24 protein-coding genes, 2 tRNA genes and 1 other RNA gene are annotated in these 25,943 nt (G+C 50.2%); 13 read left to right on the forward strand and 14 right to left on the reverse strand.

Annotation, left to right across the window (positions count from 1 at the left end; genetic code table 11):
* Positions 1-477 precede the first annotated feature (477 nt).
* A complete protein-coding gene (locus ACRQ84_RS06370; RefSeq protein WP_064738839.1) occupies positions 478-1,125 on the reverse strand; it encodes a YchE family NAAT transporter in 648 nt (215 codons plus the stop codon).
* 445 nt (positions 1,126-1,570) lie between these two features.
* Between ACRQ84_RS06370 and adhE the strand changes: the two genes are divergently transcribed.
* A complete protein-coding gene (gene adhE, locus ACRQ84_RS06375; protein ID WP_064738840.1) occupies positions 1,571-4,246 on the forward strand; it encodes a bifunctional acetaldehyde-CoA/alcohol dehydrogenase in 2,676 nt (891 codons plus the stop codon).
* A 56-nt stretch (positions 4,247-4,302) separates the two neighbouring features.
* Here adhE and tdk read toward each other — a convergent pair whose 3' ends face one another.
* Complete coding sequence (gene tdk, locus ACRQ84_RS06380; protein ID WP_483817517.1) at positions 4,303-4,923, reverse strand: thymidine kinase; 621 nt, start codon at positions 4,921-4,923, stop codon at positions 4,303-4,305.
* Positions 4,924-5,338: 415 nt separating this feature from the next.
* Here tdk and hns point away from each other — a divergent pair, with 415 nt between their 5' ends.
* Positions 5,339-5,746 (forward strand): histone-like nucleoid-structuring protein H-NS, encoded by a 408-nt coding sequence (gene hns / locus ACRQ84_RS06385; RefSeq protein WP_064738842.1) that lies wholly within the window; start codon positions 5,339-5,341, stop codon positions 5,744-5,746.
* A gap of 95 nt (positions 5,747-5,841) precedes the next feature.
* Here the strand turns inward: hns and ACRQ84_RS06390 are convergent, their stop codons facing one another.
* The 5 genes from ACRQ84_RS06390 to rssA form a co-directional block, all read right to left on the reverse strand.
* Positions 5,842-6,849: an NAD-dependent epimerase gene (locus tag ACRQ84_RS06390; protein ID WP_483817518.1), complete on the reverse strand. Its 1,008-nt coding sequence runs from the start codon at positions 6,847-6,849 to the stop codon at positions 5,842-5,844.
* A 10-nt stretch (positions 6,850-6,859) separates the two neighbouring features.
* Positions 6,860-8,203: a UDP-glucose dehydrogenase family protein gene (locus tag ACRQ84_RS06395; RefSeq protein WP_455843672.1), complete on the reverse strand. Its 1,344-nt coding sequence runs from the start codon at positions 8,201-8,203 to the stop codon at positions 6,860-6,862.
* Between the two features lie 23 nt (positions 8,204-8,226).
* Positions 8,227-9,135: a UTP--glucose-1-phosphate uridylyltransferase GalU gene (gene galU / locus ACRQ84_RS06400; protein WP_064738845.1), complete on the reverse strand. Its 909-nt coding sequence runs from the start codon at positions 9,133-9,135 to the stop codon at positions 8,227-8,229.
* Between the two features lie 192 nt (positions 9,136-9,327).
* Positions 9,328-10,344, reverse strand: a complete 1,017-nt coding sequence (gene rssB, locus ACRQ84_RS06405) for a two-component system response regulator RssB (protein ID WP_064738846.1) — start codon at positions 10,342-10,344, stop codon at positions 9,328-9,330.
* A gap of 102 nt (positions 10,345-10,446) precedes the next feature.
* On the reverse strand, positions 10,447-11,352 hold the full coding sequence (gene rssA / locus ACRQ84_RS06410; protein ID WP_064738847.1) for a patatin-like phospholipase RssA: 906 nt from the start codon (positions 11,350-11,352) through the stop codon (positions 10,447-10,449).
* Between the two features lie 96 nt (positions 11,353-11,448).
* Here rssA and ACRQ84_RS06415 point away from each other — a divergent pair, with 96 nt between their 5' ends.
* The 6 genes from ACRQ84_RS06415 (at position 11,449) to xthA (ending at position 14,266) form a co-directional block, all read left to right on the forward strand.
* On the forward strand, positions 11,449-11,904 hold the full coding sequence (locus ACRQ84_RS06415) for a YchJ family protein (protein WP_483817519.1): 456 nt from the start codon (positions 11,449-11,451) through the stop codon (positions 11,902-11,904).
* Positions 11,905-11,961: 57 nt separating this feature from the next.
* Positions 11,962-12,810 carry a formyltetrahydrofolate deformylase gene (purU, locus tag ACRQ84_RS06420; RefSeq protein ID WP_064738849.1) on the forward strand — a complete coding sequence of 283 codons (849 nt, stop codon included), beginning with the start codon at positions 11,962-11,964 and terminating at the stop codon, positions 12,808-12,810.
* A 144-nt stretch (positions 12,811-12,954) separates the two neighbouring features.
* Positions 12,955-13,039: transfer RNA gene (locus tag ACRQ84_RS06425), tRNA-Tyr, on the forward strand.
* A 42-nt stretch (positions 13,040-13,081) separates the two neighbouring features.
* Positions 13,082-13,166, forward strand: a tRNA-Tyr gene (locus ACRQ84_RS06430).
* A gap of 39 nt (positions 13,167-13,205) precedes the next feature.
* A non-coding RNA gene (locus tag ACRQ84_RS06435) (RtT sRNA) lies at positions 13,206-13,334 on the forward strand.
* 125 nt (positions 13,335-13,459) lie between these two features.
* Entirely contained in the window at positions 13,460-14,266 is an 807-nt protein-coding gene (xthA, locus tag ACRQ84_RS06440) for an exodeoxyribonuclease III (RefSeq protein ID WP_483817520.1), read from the forward strand.
* A gap of 38 nt (positions 14,267-14,304) precedes the next feature.
* Here the strand turns inward: xthA and ACRQ84_RS06445 are convergent, their stop codons facing one another.
* The 4 genes from ACRQ84_RS06445 to ACRQ84_RS06460 form a co-directional block, all read right to left on the reverse strand.
* A complete protein-coding gene (locus tag ACRQ84_RS06445; RefSeq protein ID WP_064738851.1) occupies positions 14,305-14,601 on the reverse strand; it encodes a YnjH family protein in 297 nt (98 codons plus the stop codon).
* Positions 14,601-16,523, reverse strand: coding sequence for a DNA topoisomerase III (locus ACRQ84_RS06450; RefSeq protein ID WP_064738852.1), 1,923 nt, complete (start codon positions 16,521-16,523; stop codon positions 14,601-14,603). Before ACRQ84_RS06450 ends, ACRQ84_RS06445 begins: the two co-directional genes overlap by 1 nt.
* 21 nt (positions 16,524-16,544) lie before the next feature.
* Positions 16,545-17,588: a selenide, water dikinase SelD gene (gene selD, locus ACRQ84_RS06455; RefSeq protein ID WP_483817521.1), complete on the reverse strand. Its 1,044-nt coding sequence runs from the start codon at positions 17,586-17,588 to the stop codon at positions 16,545-16,547.
* A 153-nt stretch (positions 17,589-17,741) separates the two neighbouring features.
* Entirely contained in the window at positions 17,742-18,293 is a 552-nt protein-coding gene (locus ACRQ84_RS06460) for an NAD(P)H nitroreductase (protein ID WP_483817522.1), read from the reverse strand.
* A 169-nt stretch (positions 18,294-18,462) separates the two neighbouring features.
* Between ACRQ84_RS06460 and sppA the strand changes: the two genes are divergently transcribed.
* From sppA to pncA, 3 genes are all read left to right on the forward strand, one after another.
* Entirely contained in the window at positions 18,463-20,322 is a 1,860-nt protein-coding gene (sppA, locus tag ACRQ84_RS06465; RefSeq protein WP_483817523.1) for a signal peptide peptidase SppA, read from the forward strand.
* A gap of 85 nt (positions 20,323-20,407) precedes the next feature.
* The gene (gene ansA / locus ACRQ84_RS06470) at positions 20,408-21,421 is read left to right on the forward strand and encodes an asparaginase (RefSeq protein WP_064738856.1); all 1,014 of its coding nucleotides are present in this window, start codon (positions 20,408-20,410) and stop codon (positions 21,419-21,421) included.
* A 15-nt stretch (positions 21,422-21,436) separates the two neighbouring features.
* Positions 21,437-22,045: a bifunctional nicotinamidase/pyrazinamidase gene (gene pncA, locus ACRQ84_RS06475; RefSeq protein WP_064738857.1), complete on the forward strand. Its 609-nt coding sequence runs from the start codon at positions 21,437-21,439 to the stop codon at positions 22,043-22,045.
* Positions 22,046-22,081: 36 nt separating this feature from the next.
* On the opposite strand, the gene ACRQ84_RS06480 is transcribed toward pncA, so the two are convergent.
* Both ACRQ84_RS06480 and msrB read right to left on the reverse strand, forming a co-directional pair.
* Positions 22,082-22,363 (reverse strand): YeaC family protein, encoded by a 282-nt coding sequence (locus ACRQ84_RS06480; protein WP_483817524.1) that lies wholly within the window; start codon positions 22,361-22,363, stop codon positions 22,082-22,084.
* Positions 22,364-22,365: 2 nt separating this feature from the next.
* Positions 22,366-22,776, reverse strand: a complete 411-nt coding sequence (msrB, locus tag ACRQ84_RS06485; RefSeq protein WP_064738860.1) for a peptide-methionine (R)-S-oxide reductase MsrB — start codon at positions 22,774-22,776, stop codon at positions 22,366-22,368.
* Between the two features lie 338 nt (positions 22,777-23,114).
* Between msrB and gapA the strand changes: the two genes are divergently transcribed.
* Together gapA and ACRQ84_RS06495 are read left to right on the forward strand one after the other, a co-directional pair.
* On the forward strand, positions 23,115-24,113 hold the full coding sequence (gapA, locus tag ACRQ84_RS06490; protein WP_007889697.1) for a glyceraldehyde-3-phosphate dehydrogenase: 999 nt from the start codon (positions 23,115-23,117) through the stop codon (positions 24,111-24,113).
* 74 nt (positions 24,114-24,187) lie between these two features.
* Positions 24,188-25,060, forward strand: a complete 873-nt coding sequence (locus ACRQ84_RS06495; RefSeq protein ID WP_483817525.1) for a D-hexose-6-phosphate mutarotase — start codon at positions 24,188-24,190, stop codon at positions 25,058-25,060.
* 23 nt (positions 25,061-25,083) lie between these two features.
* On the opposite strand, the gene ACRQ84_RS06500 is transcribed toward ACRQ84_RS06495, so the two are convergent.
* Entirely contained in the window at positions 25,084-25,932 is an 849-nt protein-coding gene (locus ACRQ84_RS06500; RefSeq protein WP_483817526.1) for an aldo/keto reductase, read from the reverse strand.
* Positions 25,933-25,943 lie beyond the last annotated feature (11 nt).

The raw sequence follows: 25,943 nt of genomic DNA on the forward strand, positions 1-25,943 counted from the left end.
ATTATCAGAACCGATGCCCGCACGCCAAAGCTAAACACCAAAAATGTTAGCAGATTCTCTTTTATCACGTTCGGTCGGGTAGGAAAAGTGTTAATTATTTAACTGAATTATCGCATAAACCCATGATTAAAATAAATTTTCCGCGATAATTGCCTATGTTTTATTCGTTATTGTTCTGTAGATATAATATTTACGAATTCGACCATGAAAATAAGCATTTGCCACAGAATTAATTATCAATCAAGTGACAAACTTTTCGCTAATGCTAGTTCAATGGCCATCGGCAGAGTTATTATCTGTGATAATTATCACAGTTTGATGTGAGACCTGGCGGGATTAAGCTTGAGCCAGTAGTAAAAGTGATATAGGACGTGTGGAGTTAAGGCGCATGAATAAACTAACCAAAATGGTGCAATTAAACGGATTGATGCACCATTTTGGATCGAAAATTTATCTCGGATAAAAAATAACTCTCTTTTAATTCAGTAAGCCTGGGAAAATAGATTTCATGCCGGTGACAATAAATTCAATTCCCAATGCCATCAGTAATAAGCCCATGATACGGGTAATGACGTTAATCCCGGTTTGGCCAAGCACCCGCACCATTAAAGGTGCAGCACGAAACAGCAGCCAACAACAAAAGGCAAAAATGGCAATCGCGAGACTAAAACCAATCAGATTCTGCCAACTGTGGTAACGCGTGCTCCAGACAATGGTCGAACTGATTGCGCCCGGACCGGCCATCAACGGCAAGGCTAACGGCACTACGCCGATGCTTTCACGAATCGCGCTCTCCGACTTCTCCTGCTTATTCTGCTTATCTTCACCGAGTTTTCCGCTGATCATCGACATCGCAATAGTGACCACCAGAATGCCACCGGCAATACGGAACGAATCAATTGAGATGCCAAACAGATGCAGGATGCCATCACCAAGGAACAATGAGGTCCATAGGATAATGGCAACGGCCAGGTTGGCGGTGAGATTGGTTTTATTGCGCTCCACCACCGCCTGATAGCTGGTCATGCTGATAAAGACCGGGATGATGCCTACCGGATTCACCAGGGCAAACAAACCGACAAAAAACTTAATGTAGCCGGAAAGATCGAGTAGCACGGGGTTCAAAGTGGGCTCCGGTAAGGTCTGAGTAAAAAAGCGCGCCTAATGTAGTTCATATGACGGGCGAAAAACCAGAGGCATAGGGAGAAATTTATGCTACTTGTTTGGCTCCAAGTCAGTACATTCGGCTGCTGTTAATCTTTGGTTATTACGATGCAGCCATTGAGATCAGAATATGTGGCACATTCCGCTAACTTTACTTGCAAAAGTTAGTGCTGAAAGGTGTCAGCTTAGTCATGATTTGATCTATATCAAAATTCACCTACCCCATCAGGGGTAATCTTACCGCATCGAAAACACTCCCTGACATTTAAGCATCTTCACCAGGAAACCCTTTTAGTAAGCAAAGGCAAATCAGTTGCCAACCTGACCAATATATAAGCATACGTGACTATACTTCTGGACTCAGGCTTGTTTACTAAAAGAGTTTAACTTCCTTCAGGAGAGCACTATGGCCGTTACTAATGTTGCCGAACTTAATGCACTGGTTGAGCGTGTAAAAAAGGCACAGCGTGAGTACGCTAATTTTAGTCAGGAACAAGTTGATGCCATCTTCCGCGCTGCCGCCCTCGCCGCTGCAGATGCACGAATCCCTCTGGCCAAATTGGCCGTTGCCGAATCAGGTATGGGTATTGTTGAAGATAAAGTGATCAAGAATCACTTTGCGTCTGAATATATCTACAACGCTTACAAAGATGAGAAAACCTGCGGTATTCTCGCCACTGACGATACCTTCGGCACCATTACCATTGCTGAACCGATTGGCTTGATCTGCGGTATCGTACCCACAACAAACCCAACCTCAACGGCTATTTTCAAGGCGCTGATTAGCCTGAAAACTCGCAATGGCATCATCTTCTCTCCGCATCCTCGTGCAAAAGATGCGACTAACAAAGCTGCGGACATTGTGCTGCAGGCAGCCATTGCGGCAGGTGCACCAAAAGATATCATCGGCTGGATCGACACCCCATCAGTCGAGCTATCTAATCAGTTAATGCATCACCCTGATATCAACCTGATCCTTGCAACCGGCGGTCCGGGCATGGTGAAAGCCGCTTACAGTTCTGGTAAACCAGCGATTGGCGTGGGTGCGGGTAATACACCTGTCGTCATCGATGAAACAGCGGATATCAAGCGTGCCGTAGCCTCGATCCTGATGTCGAAAACCTTCGATAACGGTGTGATTTGTGCTTCTGAGCAATCGGTGATTGTGGTTGATTCTGCTTATGACGCAGTCCGCGAACGTTTCGCCAGCCATGGCGGCTACATGCTGCAAGGCGATGAGCTGAAAGCCATTCAGAATATCATCCTGAAAAATGGTGCTTTGAATGCGGCGATTGTTGGCCAACCCGCGACAAAAATTGCGGAATTAGCCGGAATTAGCGTGCCAGCAAATACCAAGATACTCATTGGCGAAGTGAAATTGGTTGATGAATCTGAGCCGTTTGCGCATGAAAAATTGTCACCGACCTTAGCAATGTATCGCGCTAAGGATTATCACGACGCGGTTGATAAAGCAGAGAAACTGGTGACCATGGGCGGTATCGGTCACACCTCGTGTCTCTATACCGATCAAGATAATCAGATAGAGCGTGTGCACTATTTCGGCGACAAAATGAAGACCGCGCGTATTCTGATTAATACACCGGCTTCACAAGGCGGCATCGGTGACCTGTACAACTTCAAGCTGGCTCCGTCACTGACGCTGGGCTGTGGTTCATGGGGCGGTAACTCCATTTCTGAAAACGTGGGACCTAAACATCTCATCAACAAGAAAACCGTGGCCAAGCGAGCTGAGAATATGTTGTGGCATAAACTTCCCAAGTCTATTTACTTCCGTCGCGGCTCACTGCCAATTGCCCTGGAAGAAGTAGCAACTGACGGTGCAAAACGCGCCTTTATCGTTACTGACCGCTTCTTGTTCAACAACGGTTATGCCGATCAGGTTACCCGCGTACTGAAATCACACGGTATCGAAACTGAAGTGTTCTTTGAAGTCGAAGCTGACCCAACGCTAAGCATCGTACGTAAAGGTGCAGAGCAGATGAACAGCTTTAAACCTGATGTGATTATTGCACTCGGCGGTGGTTCACCGATGGATGCAGCAAAAATCATGTGGGTGATGTACGAACACCCAGAAACGCATTTTGAAGAGCTGGCACTGCGCTTTATGGACATCCGTAAACGCATCTATAAATTCCCGAAAATGGGCGTCAAGGCACGTATGATTGCCATCACCACCACTTCCGGTACCGGTTCTGAAGTCACACCGTTTGCCGTGGTGACTGACGATGCCACCGGCCAGAAATACCCATTAGCGGATTATGCATTGACTCCGGACATGGCAATTGTTGACGCCAATCTGGTGATGGATATGCCACGTTCACTTTGTGCCTTCGGCGGTCTGGATGCGGTTACACACTCACTTGAAGCTTATGTTTCAGTATTAGCGAATGAGTATTCTGACGGTCAAGCGCTGCAAGCTCTCAAACTGCTGAAAGAAAATTTGCCAGCCAGCTACCGCGATGGAGCAAAAAATCCGGTGGCGCGTGAGCGTGTTCACAATGCAGCGACTATCGCGGGTATTGCGTTCGCTAACGCCTTCCTGGGTGTCTGTCACTCAATGGCGCATAAACTGGGTTCTGAGTTCCACATTCCACATGGTTTGGCAAACGCCCTGCTGATTTCGAACGTGATTCGTTATAACGCGAATGACAATCCGACCAAGCAAACGGCTTTCAGCCAATACGATCGCCCACAAGCGCGCCGTCGTTATGCTGAGATTGCAGACCATTTAGGACTGTCCGCCGCTGGCGACCGTACCGCGCAGAAAATTGAAAAACTGCTGGCGTGGCTTGAAGAGATGAAAACACAGTTGGGTATCCCAACCTCCATTCGCGAAGCGGGTGTGCAAGAGGCGGACTTCCTGGCAAAAGTGGACAAATTAGCTGAGGATGCATTTGATGACCAATGTACTGGTGCAAACCCACGCTATCCGCTGATTGCTGAGCTTAAACAAATCATGTTGGATACCTTCTACGGTCGTGAATTCTCAGAGTCATTCAACGAGAAAGCTGAAGTGCCTAAAGTAGAAGTGAAAATTGAGAAGAAAACTAAAAAAGCCTAAAGCGCTTTAACTAAAAAAACCCGCTTCGGCGGGTTTTTTAATGGGGGAATTGCTCGTTAAGCTGGTGCCGAATGCGACCCATAAATGGCTTTCAGCGAACCTTCATTAATCGCTTGCTTATAGTGTTTCCGACATACCGAAATATAGCGCTCGTTACCGCCAATCACCACCTGTTCCCCCTCACTGAAAGGCTTACCGTTTGCATCCAGACGTAAAACCATGCTGGCTTTACGGCCACAATGGCAGATGGTTTTAAGTTCAACCAATTTATCGGCCCATGCGAGTAGATATTGGCTGCCTACAAACAACTCACCGCGGAAATCAGTGCGTAAACCGTAACACAACACGGGAATATCCAGGTTGTCGACGACATCAGATAATGCTTTAACCTGCTCGCGCGTCAGAAACTGGCTCTCATCAACCAATACACAATGCACCGGATTCTTCGCATGCTCGTCTGCTATTTCCTGATCGAGTTTAGTCTCAGCGTTATATAAAAATGCAGGAGACGAAAGGCCGATACGAGAGCTGACTTTGCCCGCACCGAAGCGGTTGTCGATTTCAGCGGTATAAACCAGAGAACGCATGCCGCGCTCATGATAATTATAAGATGATTGTAGCAAAGCCGTTGATTTACCCGCATTCATCGCAGAGTAATAAAAATAGAGTTGAGCCATTAGGAAATCTCATCGCGCCTGTATCTGATGGGCCGCAGTCTATCATAAACCTGAATAACAGTAGCGATGCATTATTTTTATCACTTGCTCAAATTAACAACACTCGTAAAAAGGATATTTTTTCATCATTTGAGTGTTGAGCACGTTTTGTCAAAATAGCACTTAAGTTGATATTAATTCATCACTATTACTGACAGAGCGTCACAGTCAGCATTGGCTAAACTAACTCCTGAGTAAACTCAGTTAGAAAAGATCCCCAAATGGGTAAATATATTCTGTAACTGGCTCTCTCAATAAGCTTATTTTTTAAAATTTTACGTTTTGCTTTTAAATCTGGCTATTGCAGTTATTTTTTTGCACCTCTATTATGAGACGGCAGAACAACTCCCATTTATTATATTTTGAGATTAGGACAATGAGCGAAGCACTTAAAATTCTTAATAATATCCGTACATTGCGCGCGCAAGCTCGGGAATGCTCTCTGGAAACATTGGAAGAGATGCTGGAAAAACTCGAAGTTGTGGTCAATGAGCGTCGCGAAGAAGATACGCACGCTCAAGCGGAAAACGCAGAACGCACACGCAAACTTGAACAATATCGTGAAATGCTGATTGCTGATGGTATTGATCCAAATGATCTTTTACAGGCATTATCTGAAACAAAAGTTCCGGGTAAAACCAAGCGTGCAGCACGTCCAGCCAAATATTCTTATGTCGATGAAAACGGTGAAAACCGTACCTGGACAGGCCAGGGCCGCACACCTGCAGTGATTAAAAAAGCAATTGAAGAACAAGGTAAACAACTGGACGATTTCCTGCTGTAATCCTTCCAGTGCTTCGAGTTGTGAATAGCACCCGCTAACTCACTTTATACCAGGTAAGAAAAAGGAAGCCTTAGGCTTCCTTTTTTTATGCTTGACTATTGTTGGTAGAAGCGCCGATACCATTCAACGAAATGCTTGACGCCCTGCTCTACGCCAGTTTGTGGGCGGAAGTTAATGGCATTGTAAAGGGGTTGCGTATCAGCACTGGTACCTAATACATCGCCGGGCTGCATTGGCAGCATATTTTTCTTCGCTTCAATACCCAAAGCTTTTTCCAGCGATTCAATGTAAGTCATTAAACTTGTCGGCTGGCTATTGCCAATATTATAAACGCGGTACGGTGCCGAACTGCTTGCTGCTGAACCCGTTTCAACGGTCCAGTTGTCATCAGCTTGCGGAATGACATCCTGCAGTCGCACGATGGCTTCGGCAATATCATCAATATAGGTGAAGTCGCGCGTCATTTGTCCGTTATTATAAACGTCTATTTGCTCACCGGCTAACATCGCGCGTGTGAATTTGAACAGCGCCATATCCGGACGGCCCCAAGGACCATAGACAGTGAAGAAGCGTAAGCCGGTAGTGGGCAATTGATAAAGATGTGAATAAGTATGCGACATCAACTCGTTGGCTTTTTTAGTAGCCGCATAAAGTGAAACAGGATGGTCAACGGAGTCATCCGTTGAAAAAGGCATTTTGCGGTTCAGGCCATATACTGAACTGGATGAGGCATACAGAAGGTGGCCAACTTTATTATGACGGCAGCCTTCAAGAATATTCAGATGACCGATTAAATTAGAATCAGCATAAGCGTGTGGGTTTTCAATCGAATAACGTACGCCCGCTTGCGCGCCTAAATGAATGACACGTTCAAATTCATGTTCAGCGAATAAGGAAGAAATGGCCTGGCGATCCGCCAGGTCCATTTTTACGAAAATAAAATCAGCATGTTGAGTGTTCTGATCTAAACGGGCCTGTTTAAGGCTGACATCATAATAGTCATTCAGGTTATCGATACCGACAACCTGGTGACCAGCGGCCAGCAAACGCTGACTGACGTGAAATCCAATAAAACCTGCCGCGCCGGTAACCAGAAACTTCATACATCCCTCATTATTCTACAATTTTAATTGACGCTCCGCGGCCGATTGCATAGTACGTGAAACCGCGTTTGCTGATACGCTCTGGATCATACAGGTTACGCCCATCAAAAATCACGGGTTCTTTCAACGCATTTTTAATGACATCGAAATCTGGCGCACGGAAGTTTTGCCATTCAGTACAGATGACTAAGCCATCCGCACCCTGCAGCGCCGCTTCCTTGGTACCCATCAATTTCAGATCATTACGATGACCATAGACGCGTTGCGCTTCGTCCATTGCTTCTGGGTCAAACGCCTGCACGGTTGCTCCCGCTTCCCACAGCGTTTCCATCAGCACGCGGCTAGAGGCTTCACGCATATCGTCAGTGTTCGGTTTGAACGCCAGTCCCCACAGAGCGAAAGTTTTGCCGCGCAGATCGTCGCCAAAATGACGCTTGATAAAGGTCGGAAGCTTATTCTTTTGCGAATCGTTAACGTCTTCTACCGCCTGCAGCAAACGCGGCGTGTAACCGATTGACTCAGCAGTGCGAATCAGCGCCTGCACGTCTTTCGGGAAACAAGAACCGCCGTAACCGCAGCCTGGATAGATGAAGTGATAACCAATACGAGAATCTGAACCGATCCCCTGGCGAACTTTCTCAACGTCGGCTCCCAGACGTTCTGCCAGGTTAGAGATCTCGTTCATGAAGCTGATTTTGGTTGCCAGCATGCAGTTAGCCGCATATTTAGTCAGCTCTGCACTGCGGATATCCATTAAAATCATACGATCATGATTACGGTTGAACGGCTCATAAAGCTCGCGTAACAGCTCAACCACTTCATCGTTGTCAGTACCGACAACGATACGTTCAGGACGCATACAGTCGTTAACTGCCGCACCTTCCTTAAGGAATTCCGGGTTTGAAACTACGTCAAAGGCGATGTTCACATCACGCTTTTGCAGCGTTTCAGTCATTACCGCACGAACGCGATCTGCAGTACCTACGGGCACGGTCGATTTATCGATAACAACTTTATGATCGTTCATGTGCTGCGCAATCGTACGCGCAACTGCAGTCACATATTTCAGATCGGCAGAACCGTCTTCATCGGGCGGCGTACCCACAGCGATAAACTGCATCACACCATGATTAACGCCTTCTTCCGCATTCGTGCTGAACTTCAAGCGACCCGACTCATAATTAGACATAACGAGTGGCGTCAGGCCCGGTTCAAAAATCGGAATGTTGCCTTTCTTTAAGTTCTCGACTTTCTTTTCGTCGACATCAATACAGAGAACGTCATGTCCGACTTCGGCTAACACCGCAGCCTGAACCAGACCGACATAGCCGATACCAAATACAGTGACTTTCATTGAATTATCCTGTGTTTATTGAGTTACTTTTTGTTGCCTACCGCGCCTTCAAGCCATTGGGTGAAATCTTTACCCAATACTGGATGGCGAACGCCGTATTCAACAAAGGCTTGCATGTAACCCAGTTTGTTGCCGCAGTCATGGCTTACACCGTTCAGGTGATAAGCTTCAACGGTCTCTTTTTCCATCAGCATTGCAATGGAATCAGTCAGCTGAACTTCGCCGCCTGCACCCGGAGGCGTTTTCGCCAGCAGTGGCCAGATTTCAGCAGACAACACGTAACGACCCACAACCGCCAGGTTTGATGGGGCTTCAGAAGCTTTAGGCTTCTCGACCACGCCAACCATTGGTGCGCTCTGACCTGCTGAGAGCTCAGCACCCTGGCAATCAACTACACCGTAGGCGGTGACATCAGCAACGGGTTCAACCATGATCTGGCTACGACCGCTTTCTTCATAACGAGTCAGCATCTCTGCCAGGTTATCTTTGGTCGGATCAGATTCGTATTCGTCGATGATCACATCTGGCAGAATTACGGCGAATGGCTCATCACCAATCAGCGGGTGCGCACACATCACCGCGTGGCCCAGGCCTTTAGCGATACCCTGGCGAACTTGCATGATGGTAACGTGCGGTGGGCAGATAGACTGGATTTCATCCAACAGCTGACGCTTAACGCGTTTTTCCAGCATAGATTCCAATTCAAAACTGGTATCAAAGTGGTTTTCGATAGCGTTTTTAGAAGAGTGGGTGACCAGCACAATCTCATTAATGCCTGCTGCAATGCACTCATTCACGACATACTGGATCAACGGCTTATCGACCAGCGGTAACATTTCTTTTGGAATAGCTTTGGTCGCAGGCAGCATACGCGTGCCGAGGCCTGCAACAGGGATTACCGCTTTTTTTACTTTAGTCTTATAGGCAGACATCTAAATACCTCTCTTAATAGGCCGTTCAAGTTAATACTTGATATGTCGGTTTAAAAACGAAATGAGTATACCGTTACTATTGAACGGATTTATCCTGGATGGAGCTAATCCGCGGAAATTAAGACTATTACCCAAGTGTAAAGCTTGCCCCTGGTCCTGTCTTTATCCCGCGGAAAAATTTAATTCGTCTGATTATTCTTCGGCCGATAGCATTAAGCGTAGCCTGCCACCGGCGCCCCAAATATGGCACTGCCAGGCGTCGGCACGTTGACTGATTTGATTGAGATGAGTGCTGCCCATAGTACCAAGTGGCACACCATTACTGAGTTGAATTTGATGAGTGTTGATATGCAATGTGGCGTTAAGCCCAGCAGAGACCAGGATCAGATTTTTCAACTGGCGATGGTAGTAACCCACCAGTAGTGGAAACTGACCGCTAAGATTAGCCTGCCGCAACAGCATATTAACCTGACGCAGCAGGCCATTCAGCTCTGGCAATCGCTGCTTTTGGCCGGAAAGTTGCTCTTGCAACAAACCATTAAACAGTGCGCGCAGTAACAGCGCAGCTAACACGCCATTATCGCCAGCGCGCGTCACATCAAGGCAATAGAATGCCAGATCATTCTCAGACAGCGCGGCAATATCCAGCACTAAACCCGGCTGCTCCGCCATGGTGAGCTGACGGTAGTTAATACGGCAATTGGCGATGGTTTGCTGCACCGGGGGCTGAAGTTGTTTGAGTAATTTTGACGCTGCCAACGGATCGCTAACTAGCGCATCCCAATCCTGAAAGAGTTGTTCGTCCTCCTCCACCTTGGAGGTAAACATGGAGGGATAGAGGCACTCAAATACGGCTTCGCGGAAACGCTCAAGATTTTTCAGCGGTTTTAACAGCACATCCTGAACGCCCAAACGCAACACATGGGCGATATCCGCCATATTTTGGGTGGCGGATATAATCAGAATCGGCACATTGTTGCCACGTGTGCGAAGTCGCTCGACGAAAGGAATGCCACCCATACGCGGCATTTCAAGATCGCAAATAACCAGATCGACTGACTGTGCAGACAGTAAAGTTAGGCCATCCAGTCCATCACCGGCTTCCAGCGTGCTAGCGCCCAGACTGGTGAGTAAATTTTCCATCAATGAACGGAAAACGACCTCATCTTCGACAATGAGTATCTTTTTGCCGATTAGCGGTTTTTCCATTCTCTCCCCCTGCGTACCAGATTATTCAATAGTGGTTCATAAAATGCAGTTGCGCCTTTCAGAATTAACTGAAGTAACAACCCGTGTGAATGAACAACCTGACTATCTGCCACGGACCAGCGGTAATAGTTCATCCATTTTTTTCTCAACGGCGGCCTTGCCTGCCGCGATGGCTTCTTCTGCACGGTGGAAGTCCAGTGTGGAAATTTGCGGACAAAACGGCTGAATCAGCACATCCGGCGGGTCGCCCGCCATGCGGTTACGTTTCAGACGATTTTCCAGAACCTGGATTGATGTAGACATGATCTCCATCGCACCCGGCGTTTGATTAGCTCGGCGATGCGTCAAACCAAGAATACGTTGGCGCAATTTTTTACCCCAACTCAGCGCTTCAACGGCCGCCGCTTCTTCACCGCTTTGCGGCGTAACAGATAATAAATCTTGCTGCATCAGATGTGCGTCATGTTGTAAATCAACGGCGATGACAATGTCGGCACCTAAAGCGCGCGTCAGCGAAATTGGCACGGGATTAACCACTGCACCATCCACTAACCAATACCCATTGTAAGCGATGGGTGGCAATAAGCCTGGCATACTACAGGACGCACGCACAGCTTGATGCAAATCGCCCTCGGTTAACCACACTTCACGCCCGGTACTTAAATTGGTGGCCACGACGCCAAAAGGCTTGTCACACTGATCGATCAGATCGTTGGGAATGAGCTGCCGAATGTGGCTAAACACCCGATCGCCGCGCAATAAACCTCCGCGCTGCCAGGAGAGGTCCATCAGTCGGATGACGTCCCAGTAACGAAATGCGCTCACCCATTTTTCCATCACGCCCAGCCGACCATTCACGTAAGCCGAGCCGACTAATGCGCCAACTGAACAACCTGCCACCACATCGATCTCTACTCCCGCACGTTCTAGCGCAGTGATAACGCCGATGTGTGACCATCCTTTGGCAGCACCTGAACCTAGTGCCAGCCCAATCCTGACTTTTCTCATCTCACCTCGTGATTGGCTTGTTACGTAGCATCACGCTTGACAGTCGGCTACCATAGCGCACGCTTTAATTTACTTTAATCACTTCCAGGAGATGACGTGTCTGAAAAGTGCCCTTGCTGCAGCGGAAAGGAGTATAGCGTATGTTGCCAACCCTTTCTGAATGGCCAAGCGAACCCGTCCAGCGCGGAACAATTAATGCGTTCACGCTATACCGCCTATGTTGTTAACGATGCCGCGTGGTTGGCGGCAACCTGGCACCCCAGTAAACGCGCGGGCGACCTTGAGACGTTATTATCTGAAAGTTTTTCCGGTACTGAATGGCTGGGCTTGAATGTAACTCGTTGTAATCATGGAAGCCATGAGAATGAAGCCTTCGTGACGTTTTTTGCGCGTTACCTCGAAAAAGGTCGGACTTCAGCCATCTACGAATGTTCGCGCTTTCTTCGCGAGGATCAACGCTGGTACTATGTTGACGGAACAACGCCTGAGTTGGGACGTAACGATCGCTGTCCTTGTGGCGCCGATAAAAAATACAAAAAATGTTGTGGTTAATCTGGACAGATACACAACGGCTTTACCATTCATCGCTTTGACAGGACTCTGATCGAGATGCAAGCGCACACCATCCAACGAAAAGTTTTACGAACCATTTGCCCTGATGCGAAAGGTTTGATCGCCAAGATCACCAACATTTGCTACAAGCACGAACTTAACATTGTGCAGAACAATGAGTTTGTCGATCACCGTACCGGGCGCTTTTTCATGCGCACAGAGCTGGAAGGCATTTTCAACGACAATACGCTATTGGCCGATCTCGATAGCGCGCTGCCAACGGGATCGGTGCGTGAACTGCAAAGTGCGGGCCGTCGCCGTGTCGTCATTCTGGTGACCAAAGAGGCGCATTGCCTTGGCGATCTGTTGATGAAAAGTGCGTTTGGCGGTCTCGATATGGAGATTGCTGCAGTCATCGGTAATCATGAAACGCTGCGCTCATTGGTTGAACGTTTCGATATTCCGTTTGTAATGGTGAGCCACGAAGGCCATACGCGTGAAGAGCATGACAACCGCATGGCGGATGAAATTGACCGCTATCAGCCGGATTACGTCGTGCTGGCTAAATACATGCGCGTGTTAACGCCTGCTTTTGTGCAACGCTATCCAAACCAGATCATTAACATCCATCATTCCTTCTTGCCGGCGTTTATCGGCGCGCGTCCGTATCACCAGGCGTATGAGCGCGGTGTGAAAATCATCGGCGCCACCGCACACTATGTGAACGATAACCTTGATGAAGGCCCAATCATCATGCAGGACGTGATCAACGTCGATCACAGCTACACCGCAGAAGAGATGATGCGTGCTGGACGTGACGTTGAGAAGAATGTTTTGAGCCGTGCACTGTATAAAGTGTTAGGTCAACGCGTGTTTGTATATGGCAACCGGACGATCATTCTTTAACCAGTTCGGCGCTGAACTGCACAACTCTTCAGCGCTGCGCATAAAAAGTGGGCAAACAGTTTGTATTATCAGTGACGGCGCTTTACAGGCTGAGCGCATTTGTTATGATGCGCCCCGCTTTAAGACGCAATGATTCAGGCCAGTGGTGGGATTCCCGAGCGGCCAAAGGGAGCAGACTGTAAATCTGCCGTCACAGACTTCGAAGGTTCGAATCCTTCTCCCACCACCATCTGAATCGTCTCTGCTTGAAGCCACAATATGTCATATCCCCGGTGGGATTCCCGAGCGGCCAAAGGGAGCAGACTGTAAATCTGCCGTCACAGACTTCGAAGGTTCGAATCCTTCTCCCACCACCATCACATGCTCTCCCTCTCTTATTTAAATCCCTTAAACTTATATTCATCACTTAGAGAAGGATGAGAAGCTTCGACAGAAGGTTCGAGTCGAACGACGTGAGACAACGCGCTTTAGCGCGGCCCGAAGGGTGAGACGCAACGCGTCAAATCATCCTTCTCCCATCACCATCACATGCTCTCCTACACTCTCCCCTTTTGCTTTAATCGCTGTTTTCTCCTGCTTCACACCATGACTTTTCCCAAAAAACTCGTTACCATCGCGCCATACTTTTGCGGATAGAAATGGCAGCGAAATGAAATTTGTCTCTTTCAACATCAACGGCTTGCGTGCACGTCCTCACCAATTAGCAGCGCTGGTTGAACAGCATCAACCCGATGTCATCGGCTTGCAGGAAACCAAAGTGCATGACGATATGTTCCCGCTCGAAGACGTCAGTAAACTGGGTTATCACGTGTTTTACCACGGACAGAAAGGCCACTATGGCGTCGCACTGCTGACCAAAGCTGAGCCGATCAACGTCAGTCGCGGTTTCCCTGGCGATGATGAAGATGCACAGCGTCGTTTGATCATGGCGGAAATCCCGAGTCCGATTGGCGATATCACCGTGATTAACGGTTATTTCCCACAGGGTGAAAGTCGCGACCATCCCACTAAGTTCCCGGCGAAAGAGAAGTTTTATCGTGACCTGCAAAGCTATCTTGAGCAGCAGTTAGCCGTTGATAAGCCGGTGTTGATCATGGGTGATATGAACATCAGCAGCACTGATTTCGACATCGGCATTGGTGAAGACAATCGCAAGCGCTGGCTGCGCACGGGGAAATGTTCGTTCCTGCCTGAAGAGCGTGAATGGATGGATCGCTTATTGCAGTGGGGTTTGGTGGATACCTGGCGAGATAAGTTCCCGGAAACCAACGATCGATTCTCGTGGTTTGATTACCGTTCGAAAGGCTTTGACGACAATCGTGGTCTGCGTATTGACCTGCTGCTGGCGAGCCAACCACTCGCCTCGCGATGTGTTGAAAGCGGTATCGATTACGATATTCGCAGCATGGAAAAACCGTCAGATCACGCACCGGTTTGGTCGACGTTTAAGCTGTGATGAAGCAGAAGCAGCGTGGCGTTATACGCCACGCGTGTTTATTTAATAATCTTCCAGATCAGCGGGTTAGTTCCTAACACCTTCTCATCTCGTCCGCACTGTAGCAGCACGCCTTCCGCCTTAACCACCGCGCCTTCGGAATAACTCCGGTTCTCATAAGTACAGCACTGCATGCAGTTACTCTGACGATTATTTTGCCCCTGCGTCCACACTTCTGATGGCATATCCACCACCACATCGGTATTACCCATACGATTATTTTCCGGCTGGCGGTTGGCCAGCGCAGAGGTGCTACATAACAGCAGTCCACTGAGCAACATCATTGCATAACGCATCACTCTGTCTCCTTGGTTTTGCGACGAGCCGTTTTAGGTTTGGTTTTCTTTTTTGGTCCAGGCGCAGTTAATCCGCGAAAGGCCTGTAACGACGGTCGCTGGCGCGCTTCTCCAATCAACCCAATTAAGGTGCTGACCAGCGGCTGCATAAACTCATCATAGCGACAGGCCTTCTCACTAATGCGGGTCAGCGTCGATTCCCATTGCGCCGTCATATCTGGCCGGGCCGCCATTTCTGGCAGCGCATGGATCAACGCCCTGCCCGCATCCGTCGAATGAATATAGCGGCCTTTTTTCACCAGGAAAGTGCGGCGGAACAACAATTCAATAATGCCTGCACGCGTCGCTTCCGTTCCTAAACCATCGGTTGCACGCAGCACTTTCTTTAATTCTTTATCTTGTACAAAGCGGGCGATGCCCGTCATCGCAGATAATAAAGTGGCATCGGTGAACGGACGCGGCGGTTGTGTTTGCTTAGCCAGCACTTCGCCGCGTTCACACAGCAGCTCATCGTCTTTGCTCACGACGGGCAGCGGCGTGCCATCGTTCTCCTCGTCACGCTCTTTACTGCCTAATAGCGCACGCCAGCCAGCTTCGGCCAGAAAACGCGCCTTGGCGATAAATTTTCCGCCGCCGATATCGAGATCAATAACGCATTTGCGGAAAACCGCATCCGGACAAAATTGCATCAAATACTGGCGAGCAATCAATCCATAGATGTTGGATTCATTCTCAGTCAGACTCACTTTACTGGCACGTGCGGTAGGAATAATAGCGTGGTGTGCATCGACTTTTTTATCATCCCAGCAGCGGTTTTTCCGATCGGGATTAAAATCTGTTGGCGGTGTCAAATTAGGCTGATGCGCCTGAATGGCGTTTAACACCGCGTGGCGGCCGGCAAAGTGCTCATCGGGCAGATAACGGCTATCGGAACGCGGATAGGTAATCAATTTGTGAGTTTCATACAGGCGTTGACAGCAATCCAGCACGTTCTGCGCGCTGAGGCCAAAGCGCTTACCGGCCTCAATCTGCAAACCGGAAAGCGAAAATGGCAGCGGCGCGGTATCGGATTCGCGTTTATCGTTATAGCCCGTGACCCGAGCAGGTTTACCGTTAATACGCTCCAGAACGTGATCCGCCAGCGGACGATGCAGCAAGCGCCCCTCTTCATCCTGCCAGGGCTCACAGGCATCGCTCGGCACCCAGCTGGCGACAAAGCGTTCCTCTTTCGGCGTAACGATGTGCGCTTTAACTTCGAAATAGTCTTTCGGGATAAAATTCTCGATCTCTTCGTCGCGACGCACCACCAAGCCAAGTACCGGCGTCTGCACACGGCCGACAGACAGCACGCCGTCATAACCGGCGTTACGACCAAGCAACGTCCATGCGCGCGTCATATTGATGCCGTATAGCCAATCAGCGCGCGCGCGCGCCAGCGCTGACACGCACAGCGGAATGAATTCGCGGTTTTCGCGTAAGCGCCCGACCGCACGTTCAACCGCGGAAGGATTGAGATCGTTAATCAGGCAGCGTTGTACCGTTTTGCGTTTTTCTGGTGACAGTTGCAGGTAATCCAGCACCTCATCTACCAACAGTTGCCCTTCACGATCGGGGTCGCCCGCGTGAACAACGGTGCTGGCTTGCTGCAGCAATCCTTCAATCACTTTTAACTGCTTCGCCACGGATGGACGCGGCTGTAAACGCCACTTCTCCGGAATAATCGGCAAATCAGCGAGATTCCAGCGCGCATAGCGGCTATCGTAACTGTCGGGCTGCGCCTGCTCCAGCAGGTGGCCAACACACCAGGTCACAACCTGGTCATTCCCGCAGGCAATATAGCCGTCGCCGCGTCGATGCGGTTTCGGCAACACGTCGGCAATCGCACGCGCTAAGCTGGGTTTTTCGGCAATAAACAAACGCATGGATGGCGTCGTTCCTTAACGTCAGGTAACTACGGTAATCAAAGGATGATCAGATTGGGCAGCAAACAGCTCACCAATCGACGCGACTTGCACGCCTGTTGCAGCAGCACAGCGCAGGAAGGTCTCGATGGCGCTGGGTTGCACCGCCACCAGTAGCCCACCAGACGTTTGCGGATCGCACAGCAGCGCACGCGTGGCATCATCAATCGAAGAAACGTGCTTGCCATAACTGGCGAAGTTGCGGCTGGTCCCACCCGGTACTGCACCGGCAGCAATGTAGTCATCGACGCCAGCCAGACGGGGGACATGCGCAGCAATCACTTCGGCACGCAGTCCTGAAGCGTGGCAGATTTCACTTAAATGACCCAGCAGGCCAAAACCCGTGACATCAGTCATAGCACTGACGCCTTCGAGTTTGGCGAATTCAACCCCGGCGGAATTCAATTGGCACATTACATCTGCTGCTAACGACTGGTGTTCAGGTCGCAGCAAGCCTTTTTTCTCGGCTGTAGTAAGAATGCCAATCCCTAACGGTTTGGTGAGAAATAGCTGGCAACCAGCCTGCGCCGCGCTGTTCTTTTTTACCCGCGCCACATCAACGATACCGGTCACGGCCAGACCGAAGATTGGCTCTGGCGCATCAATAGAATGCCCCCCCGCCAATGCAATTCCCGCCGCCTGACAAGTCGCACGCCCACCTTCGACGACCTGCTGCGCCACGTCCGGACTCAGTACATTTACTGGCCAGCCTAAAATGGCGATCGCCATGATGGGTTTCCCACCCATAGCGTAGATATCGCTGATGGCGTTAGTAGCAGCGATGCGACCAAAGGTAAAAGGATCGTCGACGATCGGCATAAAGAAATCAGTGGTGCTGACAACAGCGGTACCGTTACCGAGATCGTACACCGCGGCATCGTCACGCGTTTCATTTCCAACCAGCAGTTGCGGATCGTGAAATGGGCTAAGCTCACTCTGAAGAATGGTTTCCAAAACTTGCGGCGAAATTTTGCAGCCGCAACCAGCACCGTGGCTGTATTGCGTTAATCGAAGAGGTTCACTCATGGCGACTTCCTTATGCAATGAACAGAAGCCGCTATGGTAGCCTGGCTGTCAAGTGGTGGTAAGTGTTGCACGACCTAACCTCGATCTTTCGCACAGGCTCTGTGCAATATCTGCAACGGCGCATAACCTGCCGCAAAATTTGGCCGCTGTCTGTCAGAAATAACTGACAAACTGCGCGGTGTCCGGCGCCACCACGGTGGTGTTGGCTTTCAACTGGGGCGTACCAAGATAGAGGAATCCTACGATCGCATCCTGTTCACGGCAGCCAAAGGCTTCGCGCACTGATGGATGATCGGTCCACGGACCGCTACGCCAGATACCGTTAAAGCCCTGGGCGACGGCTGCCATCTGCATTGCCATGACGGCACAACTGGCCGATGCCAACTGTTCCCAATGCGGTACTTTGGCATTTTCTTCACAATGTGCCACCACAGTGATGATCATGGGTGCGCGAAATGGCGCAGAAGCGGCTTTGTCGATGGCCTTCTGCTCAAGATTGCTGTCGCGTGCGGCTTGTTCTAACAGTTTTCCAAAGCGCTCGCGTCCTTCATTTTCGACAATAATGAATCGCCATGGCTGCAGCGTGCCGTGATCGGGTGCGCGCAGCGCGGCATGCAGAATGTTTTGCAGCGCTTCGCCTGCCGGAGCAGGTTCTGCCAGACGAGACGCCGAGCGGCGGTTAACTAATAAATCCAATGCATCCATTATTCTTCTCCCATGAATAAAAAGCGTGGGCTAATCCTGGCACAGCACGATCTTTTGTAACAGTCTGGCGCGATTTCCTGCTGACTTTTCGCACGCCGCTCTTTAGGATGAACCCGACATCGGGGTAGACCGCGTGCTGGCTGCCCTGCTACGTGAATATGGAGAGTTTATGCGCACATTGTGGCGAATTATTTCCGGTCTGTTCCGCTGGACCTGGCGGGTACTGAATTTTATTCGGGAATTTATTCTTAATGTATTTCTTATTGTTTTGATCCTGGCGGGCGTCGGGATTTGGCTGCAAGTGTCCAGTTCCAACAGCAGTGAACCCGTACAGCAAGGCGCACTGAAAATCGATCTGAGCGGTATGCTGGTTGATAAACCTTCCGTCAGCAATCGTCTAAGTCGTATCAGTCGTCAACTGTTAGGCGCGAACAGCGATCGCCTGCAGGAGAACTCCCTGTTCGACGTGGTCGATGCGATTCGCCAGGCCAAAACCGATAAGAACATTACGGGTATTGTGCTGGACCTACGAGACTTTGCCGGCGGCGATCAACCTTCGCTGCAATATGTTGGTAAAGCACTGCGCGAATTCCGCGATGCTGGCAAACCCATTTATGCCGTCGGCGACAGCTACAGCCAGGCGCAATACTACATTGCCAGCTACGCCAACAAGGTTTACCTGTCACCGCAAGGCACGGTGGATCTGCACGGTTTCGCCACCAACGGCCTGTATTACAAAACCCTGCTGGAGAAGCTGAAAGTTAACTCACACGTCTTCCGCGTTGGGACTTACAAATCTGCGGTTGAGCCGTTCCTGCGTGACGATATGTCACCTGAAGCGCGTGACGCTGACGGACGCTGGATTGGCCAGCTGTGGCAGAATTATCTGAACACCGTGGCGGCTAATCGTCAGATTACGCCAGAACAACTGTTCCCAGGCGCAGCTGGCATCATTAGCGGTCTGCAGGCTGTTCAGGGCGATACAGCAAAATATGCACTGAACAATAAATTAGTGGATGTGCTCGATACGCGTGCCGCGGCCGATCAGGAACTGGTTAAAACCTTTGGCTGGGACAAGGCGAACAACGATTACCGTAGCGTCAGTATCTACGACTATAACGTTAAACAGCCGCCGCAAAGTCAGGATGGCAATATCGCGGTGATTCTCGCCAGCGGTGCGATTATGGACGGTGAAGAGAGCGCCGGGAACGTCGGTGGTGATACCACCGCGTCGCAAATTCGCGATGCGCGTCTTGACCCGAAAATTAAAGCCATCGTGTTGCGCGTCAACAGCCCCGGCGGCAGCGTAACCGCGTCGGAAGCGATTCGTGAAGAGCTAGCGGCAGCGCATGATGCCGGTAAACCGGTGGTGGTATCAATGGGTGGCATGGCCGCTTCGGGCGGTTACTGGATTTCAACACCTGCCGATTACATCGTGGCCGCACCCAGCACGCTGACCGGTTCCATCGGTATTTTTGGTGTGATTAACACCGTTGAAAACAGTCTGAGTTCAGTGGGTGTGCATACCGACGGCGTTGCCACATCGCCACTCGCGGATGTGGCAACCACCAAAGCGCTACCGACCGAAGTGCAGCAGTTGATGCAACTGACCATCGAGAATGGCTATCGTAACTTTGTCGGTTTGGTGGCGACCTCGCGCCATAAAACGCCTGATGAAATCAATGCGATTGCTCAGGGCCACGTTTGGACGGGTAGCGATGCCAAAGCCAATGGCTTGGTGGATGCGTTGGGTGATTTTGATGACGCCGTAGCGAAAGCTGCTGAGCTGGCGAAGGTCGCCAAGCCGGAGTTAAGCTGGTATCAAGATGATCCGGGCATGATCGATCTGCTGCTGAATCAGCTGAACGCGTCTGCTCAGGCTGTGTTGCCGGCAGCACTGAAAATCTGGTTGCCAGCACCCATGCTGGACGTGATGAGCGCAATGAAACAGCAACCTGGTTTGCTTAATAACCTTAACGATCCGCAAAATCGCTACGCTTTCTGCCTGAACTGCGGCAACGTACGCTAATCTTTACAGCCCGGCCGCTGGTCGGGCTGCTTTCCGTTGGTAATCCCTTTATACTGCGCGTTTTACGGCAAGTCTGAGTTCCTTCATGCAAAAGAAAAATATCTACGTAGCCTACACCGGCGGCACCATCGGAATGCAGCGCTCTGCGCAGGGCTACATTCCGGTATCCGGCCATTTACAGCAGCAACTGGCCAATATGCCCGAATTCCATCGGCCTGAAATGCCCGATTTCACTATCCATGAATATCAGCCGCTAATGGATTCCTCGGATATGACGCCGCAGGATTGGCAATCGATTGCGAATGATATTAAACAAAACTACGATCGCTACGATGGCTTTGTGATTCTGCATGGTACCGATACCATGGCGTTCACCGCTTCGGCGCTCTCGTTTATGCTCGAGAATCTCGCTAAGCCGGTCATTGTTACGGGATCGCAAATTCCATTGGCGGAATTGCGCTCCGATGGTCAACAAAACCTGTTGAACTCCCTGTACGTGGCGGCGAATTATCCGATCAACGAAGTTGCGCTGTTTTTCAACAACACGCTGTTCCGCGGCAACCGCACCACCAAAGCGCATGCTGATGGCTTTAATGCTTTCGCTTCGCCAAACCTTGCACCCTTACTGGAAGCGGGAATTCATATTCGTCGGTTGAACACTCCGCCCGCGCCGCGGGGTCATGGTGAGCTGATTGTGCACCCCATAACACCTCAACCCATTGGTGTGGTGACGATTTATCCGGGTATCTCCGCTGACGTGGTGGGTAATTTCCTGCGTCAGCCGGTGAAAGCGTTGATCCTTCGCTCATACGGTGTGGGTAACGCACCGCAAAATGCCGCCTTCCTCTCGGAGCTGCAGCAAGCCAGCGATCGCGGCATTGTGGTGGTCAACCTCACTCAGTGTATGTCCGGTAAAGTGAATATGGGCGGCTATGCCACCGGTAATGCTCTTGAACATGCGGGTGTTATCAGCGGCTTTGATCTCACCGTTGAGGCTACGTTGACCAAACTGCACTTTTTGTTGAGTCAGAACCTTACCAGCGCAGAAATTCGTGCCAAAATGCAGCAGAATTTACGCGGCGAACTGACCGAAGATTGATACGGAGCGAAACGAATGAAACGGGCATTGATAATCATCGATATTCAGAACGATTTTTGCCCCGGCGGCCCAATGGCGGTGCGTGAAGGTGACCAAACGGTTGCCGTTGCAAATCGGTTTGCACGTGAGTTTCGCGCTCGGGGTGAATGTGTTGTGGCATTGCAAGACTGGCATCCAGCAAATCATGGTAGTTTCGCCTCGATCTCCGGCGAGCCGGTTTACACGCTGGGTGAATTAAACGGTTTAGCGCAAATTTGGTGGCCCGATCATGGCATCGAAAACTCAGTTGGGGCAGATTTCCATCCCGATCTCGATCGCACTCTGATTGACGCAGTGTTCCATAAAGGGGGCGATGTTGAGGTCGATAGTTACAGCGCCTTCTTCGATAACGGCCATCGCCGCAAGACAGAACTTGACAGCTGGCTGCGCGAGCGCGGGATTAGCGATTTAGTGATGTTGGGCATTGCGACCGATTACTGCGTCAAATACAGCGTACTGGACGCGCTGGAGTTGGGTTACAACGTTGAAGTGGTCAAAGAGGGTTGCCGCGGCGTGAATCTGAATCCCGATGACAGCGAAATTGCTTTCGCTCAGATGGAAGCACAAGGTGCGGCATTAATCTGAAAATGAGCGGCTGGTGCGAACCAGCCCTTTTGCTTTTTAGTGCAGATTGATGCGCGTGACATCAGGCTCAATGCCGAACTCTTCTTTCAGCTGTTTCTTTGATTTCGTCACCATATCCCCACCTTTACCGATGGTCATATGTTGCGGCTCGTCATTGTGGCGAGCTTGCCATAGCATGACCAGCTGCAGGCAATGATCCTTTTGCTCTTGCGTTAGCGCTACACCATCAGGCCATTTGCCGATTTCTACCGCCGCGGAGAGTCGCTCATATACTTCAGGCGTCATCGCCTCCAGCATCACTTCTAATTCCTGTTTCATGCTTAGCCCTCTTGCTGATTGCCCTGCTCATCAGTGAAGTTTAGCGAAGCGGAGTTCACACAATAGCGCTCGCCGCCCGGCTGCGGGCCATCCGGGAACACATGCCCCAAATGCGCATCACAATTGCCACAACGAATCTCAACGCGATGCATACCGTGTGAATCATCTTCCAGGTAGCGAATGGCTTCGTCACTGAAAGGCTGATAGAAACTTGGCCAGCCACAGCCTGAATCATATTTGGTCTCGGAGAGAAACAGCGGCGAGTTACAAACTAAGCAGTGGTAGATCCCTTCCTGCTTGTTATGCAGTAAGGCGCCCGAGAAAGGGGGCTCCGTTCCACGATGCTGAGTCACATAGCGCTGCATTTCGGAAAGCTGCGCGATTTTTGCGTCGGGTGCGGTGTCTTTAGCCATTTTGAGTTCCGGAGTGTCATTCTGAAAAAATCGACTAGTATTCTAACAAACGTACAACATCTATCGGGTCTTTTTTCGTGCTAACGCTCCCAACCTCTCTTCTACAGCGCGATTTTGTGATGGCGATCACCCTTTGCAAAAGTCATCCCTTTTCAGCCCGCATTCGGCGTAACATAGGCGCGCAATAAGGGTGCTGCGTAAGCGATTGCGCAACCAATTATTCCTGGTGTTGGAATTGACCTGTCGCAACAATTGACACGATTCCGCTTGACGCCTGGTAAGGTTTTTGTAATTTTACAGCCAACCTTTTATTCACTAACAAATAGCTGGTGGAATATATGACTATCAAAGTAGGTATTAACGGTTTTGGCCGTATCGGTCGCATCGTTTTCCGTGCTGCGCAGCAGCGTTCTGACATCGAAATCGTCGCGATCAACGATCTGCTCGACGCCGATTACATGGCTTACATGCTGAAGTATGACTCTACTCACGGTCGTTTTGACGGCACTGTAGAAGTGAAAGACGGTGCACTGATTGTTAACGGTAAGAAAATCCGTGTTACCGCTGAGAAAGACCCGGCTAACCTGAAGTGGGACGAAGTGGGTGTTGACGTTGTTGCCGAAGCGACCGGTATCTTCCTGACCGACGAAACTGCGCGTAAACACATCACTGCTGGCGCGAAGAAAGTGGTTCTGACTGGTCCATCTAAAGACAGCACCCCAATGTTCGTACGTGGCGCTAACTTTGACAAATATGCTGGCCAGGACATCGTTTCTAACGCGTCTTGCACCACCAACTGCCTGGCACCACTGGCTAAAGTTATCAATGACAACTTCGGTATCGTTGAAGGTCTGATGACTACCGTTCACGCAACAACCGCGACTCAGAAAACCGTTGATGGCCCGTCTCACAAAGACTGGCGCGGCGGTCGTGGCGCAGCGCAGAACATCATCCCATCTTCTACCGGTGCAGCTAAAGCAGTTGGCGTTGTTCTGCCAGAGCTGAACGGTAAATTGACTGGTATGGCGTTCCGCGTTCCAACGCCAAACGTCTCTGTTGTTGACCTGACTGTTCGCCTGGAAAAACCAGCGACCTACAAAGAAATTTGTGCAGTGATCAAAGCTGAGTCAGAAGGCAAAATGAAAGGCGTTCTGGGCTACATCGAAGATGACGTCGTTTCTACTGACTTCAATGGCGAAACGCTGACTTCAGTATTCGATGCTAAAGCCGGTATCGCGCTGAACGACAACTTCGTGAAACTGGTTTCCTGGTACGATAACGAAACCGGTTACTCACACAAAGTTCTGGATCTGATTGCACTGGTTGCTTCTAAGTAAGCTAACCAGCTAAACAGACAAGGGGTGACTTCGGTCGCCCCTTTTTTTCGACTGGATAAAGAGAAGGTCTGACTATGCAAGATACGCTTTATACCCTTCCGGTAGTGAATCAAATCACCCCTTATCTGTCACAGCGCCAGGTAGGTGATTTGCCGATTGTGGTGATCAGCCATCCCAAAGTGCGTGCGGCTATAGCGTTGCAAGGTGCGCATTTGCTCTCGTGGCAGCCTAGCGGTCAGCAACCGGTCATTTGGCTCAGCGAAAAGACCCCGTTTACGACCGGTAAAGCGATCCGTGGCGGCGTGCCGATTTGCTGGCCGTGGTTTGGTCCGGCTGGTGAGCCAGCGCATGGTTTTGCGCGCAATATGCCGTGGACGCTGACCGCACATGACGAAAATGAAGATGCGGTGTTACTGACCTTTACGCTGGAAAGCAATGCACAAACTAAAAAGCTGTGGCCGCACGATTTCACCCTTCTGGCTCGTTTCCGTATAGCTGAACATTGTGAAATTGAACTGGAAGCCTACGGTGATTATGAAGCCACGGCGGCGCTGCACAGCTACTTCCACGTTACGGATATTACGCAGGTCGAAGTGAGTGGATTAGGTAACAGTTTTATCGATAAAGTTAACGATAATGCGGTTGGCGCATCAGACGGTAAACAGAGCTATCCTAACCGGGTAGACCGTATTCATACCGCTGCCGATGATTGCAGTGTGATTCACGATAAAGGTGGCAAACGCCAGATTGAGGTATATCACCATTATCAAAGTGACGTTGTCACCTGGAATCCAGGCCCAGAGTTATCCTGCAGCATGGGCGACATGCCGAATGAAGGCTACAAAACTATGGTTTGCGTCGAAACGGCGCGCATTAGTAAGCCGTTAAAAAGCGCGGGTGAATCACCCTCTCGTATGGGAACGACGATTCGCATCGTTAATAAGTAAGACGAAGCGGCGCTTTTGCGCCGCTAAACCACATCCAAGGCTGTTTTAGCCTGCGGAGCGGGAAACGCCCGATCAATGATGGCGAGTTCTTCATGAGATAGCGTGATGTTAAGCACGGCGGCATTTTGCTCGACATGTGAAACGCTGCTCGCTTTAGGGATGGCCAAAACACCTTGCTGGCGTATGACCCAGGCCAGCATCACTTGCGCCACGCTAATGCCCTTCTGTTGTGCAATCTGTTGAAGATGCGGGTCTTCAAAGAGCGCCTGTCGCAGTCGACCAGCCTGCGCTAAAGGACAATAGGCCATAATCGGCATGTGGCGCTGCTGGCATTCAGGCAGTAAATCATACTCAATCCCGCGCGAAGCTAAGTGGTAAAGCACCTGGTTGGTTAAACAGGCATTGCCGCCGGGCTCATGCCATAACTCAAGCATATCGTCATGATCAAAGTTCGATACGCCCCAATGACGGATTTTGCCCTGCTGTTGTAAGGATTCCATCGCGCGAATGGTTTCTTCTAACGGCACATTGCCGCGCCAGTGGAGCAGATAAAGATCAAGGTGATCGGTTTGCAGACGGCGCAGGCTACGCTCGCAGGCATCAATGGCATCGATTTCACCGGCATTCCATGGATAAACTTTCGACACCAGCCAAGCCTGTTCGCGACGTCCACGTAGCGCTTCACCGACCACTTCCTCGGCGGCGCCTTCCGCATACATTTCAGCCGTATCAATCACCTTTAATCCAAGATCTAAACCGGCCTGCAGTGCCGCCACTTCCTGACTGCGTAGCGCAGCGTTCTCGCCCATATACCAGGTACCCTGGCCTATCGCGGGTAATATCGATTGATTGTGAAATTGAATAGTCTTCATAACTCCTCCTG

Source organism: Pantoea sp. E2023-21 (assembly GCF_051302795.1).
In the GTDB taxonomy this organism is placed as follows: Bacteria; Pseudomonadota; Gammaproteobacteria; order Enterobacterales; family Enterobacteriaceae; genus Pantoea; species Pantoea ludwigii_A.

Bases quoted from the DNA above. Each gene is read 5' to 3' on its own strand.
- adhE (WP_064738840.1), top strand. From the start codon at position 1,571: ATGGCCGTTACTAATGTTGCCGAACTTAATGCACTGGTTGAGCGTGTA.
- tdk (WP_483817517.1), bottom strand. From the start codon at position 4,923: ATGGCTCAACTCTATTTTTATTACTCTGCGATGAATGCGGGTAAATCA.
- hns (WP_064738842.1), top strand. From the start codon at position 5,339: ATGAGCGAAGCACTTAAAATTCTTAATAATATCCGTACATTGCGCGCG.
- ACRQ84_RS06390 (WP_483817518.1), bottom strand. From the start codon at position 6,849: ATGAAGTTTCTGGTTACCGGCGCGGCAGGTTTTATTGGATTTCACGTC.
- ACRQ84_RS06395 (WP_455843672.1), bottom strand. From the start codon at position 8,203: ATGAAAGTCACTGTATTTGGTATCGGCTATGTCGGTCTGGTTCAGGCT.
- galU (WP_064738845.1), bottom strand. From the start codon at position 9,135: ATGTCTGCCTATAAGACTAAAGTAAAAAAAGCGGTAATCCCTGTTGCA.
- rssB (WP_064738846.1), bottom strand. From the start codon at position 10,344: ATGGAAAAACCGCTAATCGGCAAAAAGATACTCATTGTCGAAGATGAG.
- rssA (WP_064738847.1), bottom strand. From the start codon at position 11,352: ATGAGAAAAGTCAGGATTGGGCTGGCACTAGGTTCAGGTGCTGCCAAA.
- purU (WP_064738849.1), top strand. From the start codon at position 11,962: ATGCAAGCGCACACCATCCAACGAAAAGTTTTACGAACCATTTGCCCT.
- xthA (WP_483817520.1), top strand. From the start codon at position 13,460: ATGAAATTTGTCTCTTTCAACATCAACGGCTTGCGTGCACGTCCTCAC.
- ACRQ84_RS06445 (WP_064738851.1), bottom strand. From the start codon at position 14,601: ATGCGTTATGCAATGATGTTGCTCAGTGGACTGCTGTTATGTAGCACC.
- ACRQ84_RS06450 (WP_064738852.1), bottom strand. From the start codon at position 16,523: ATGCGTTTGTTTATTGCCGAAAAACCCAGCTTAGCGCGTGCGATTGCC.
- selD (WP_483817521.1), bottom strand. From the start codon at position 17,588: ATGAGTGAACCTCTTCGATTAACGCAATACAGCCACGGTGCTGGTTGC.
- ACRQ84_RS06460 (WP_483817522.1), bottom strand. From the start codon at position 18,293: ATGGATGCATTGGATTTATTAGTTAACCGCCGCTCGGCGTCTCGTCTG.
- sppA (WP_483817523.1), top strand. From the start codon at position 18,463: ATGCGCACATTGTGGCGAATTATTTCCGGTCTGTTCCGCTGGACCTGG.
- ansA (WP_064738856.1), top strand. From the start codon at position 20,408: ATGCAAAAGAAAAATATCTACGTAGCCTACACCGGCGGCACCATCGGA.
- pncA (WP_064738857.1), top strand. From the start codon at position 21,437: ATGAAACGGGCATTGATAATCATCGATATTCAGAACGATTTTTGCCCC.
- ACRQ84_RS06480 (WP_483817524.1), bottom strand. From the start codon at position 22,363: ATGAAACAGGAATTAGAAGTGATGCTGGAGGCGATGACGCCTGAAGTA.
- msrB (WP_064738860.1), bottom strand. From the start codon at position 22,776: ATGGCTAAAGACACCGCACCCGACGCAAAAATCGCGCAGCTTTCCGAA.
- gapA (WP_007889697.1), top strand. From the start codon at position 23,115: ATGACTATCAAAGTAGGTATTAACGGTTTTGGCCGTATCGGTCGCATC.
- ACRQ84_RS06495 (WP_483817525.1), top strand. From the start codon at position 24,188: ATGCAAGATACGCTTTATACCCTTCCGGTAGTGAATCAAATCACCCCT.
- ACRQ84_RS06500 (WP_483817526.1), bottom strand. From the start codon at position 25,932: ATGAAGACTATTCAATTTCACAATCAATCGATATTACCCGCGATAGGC.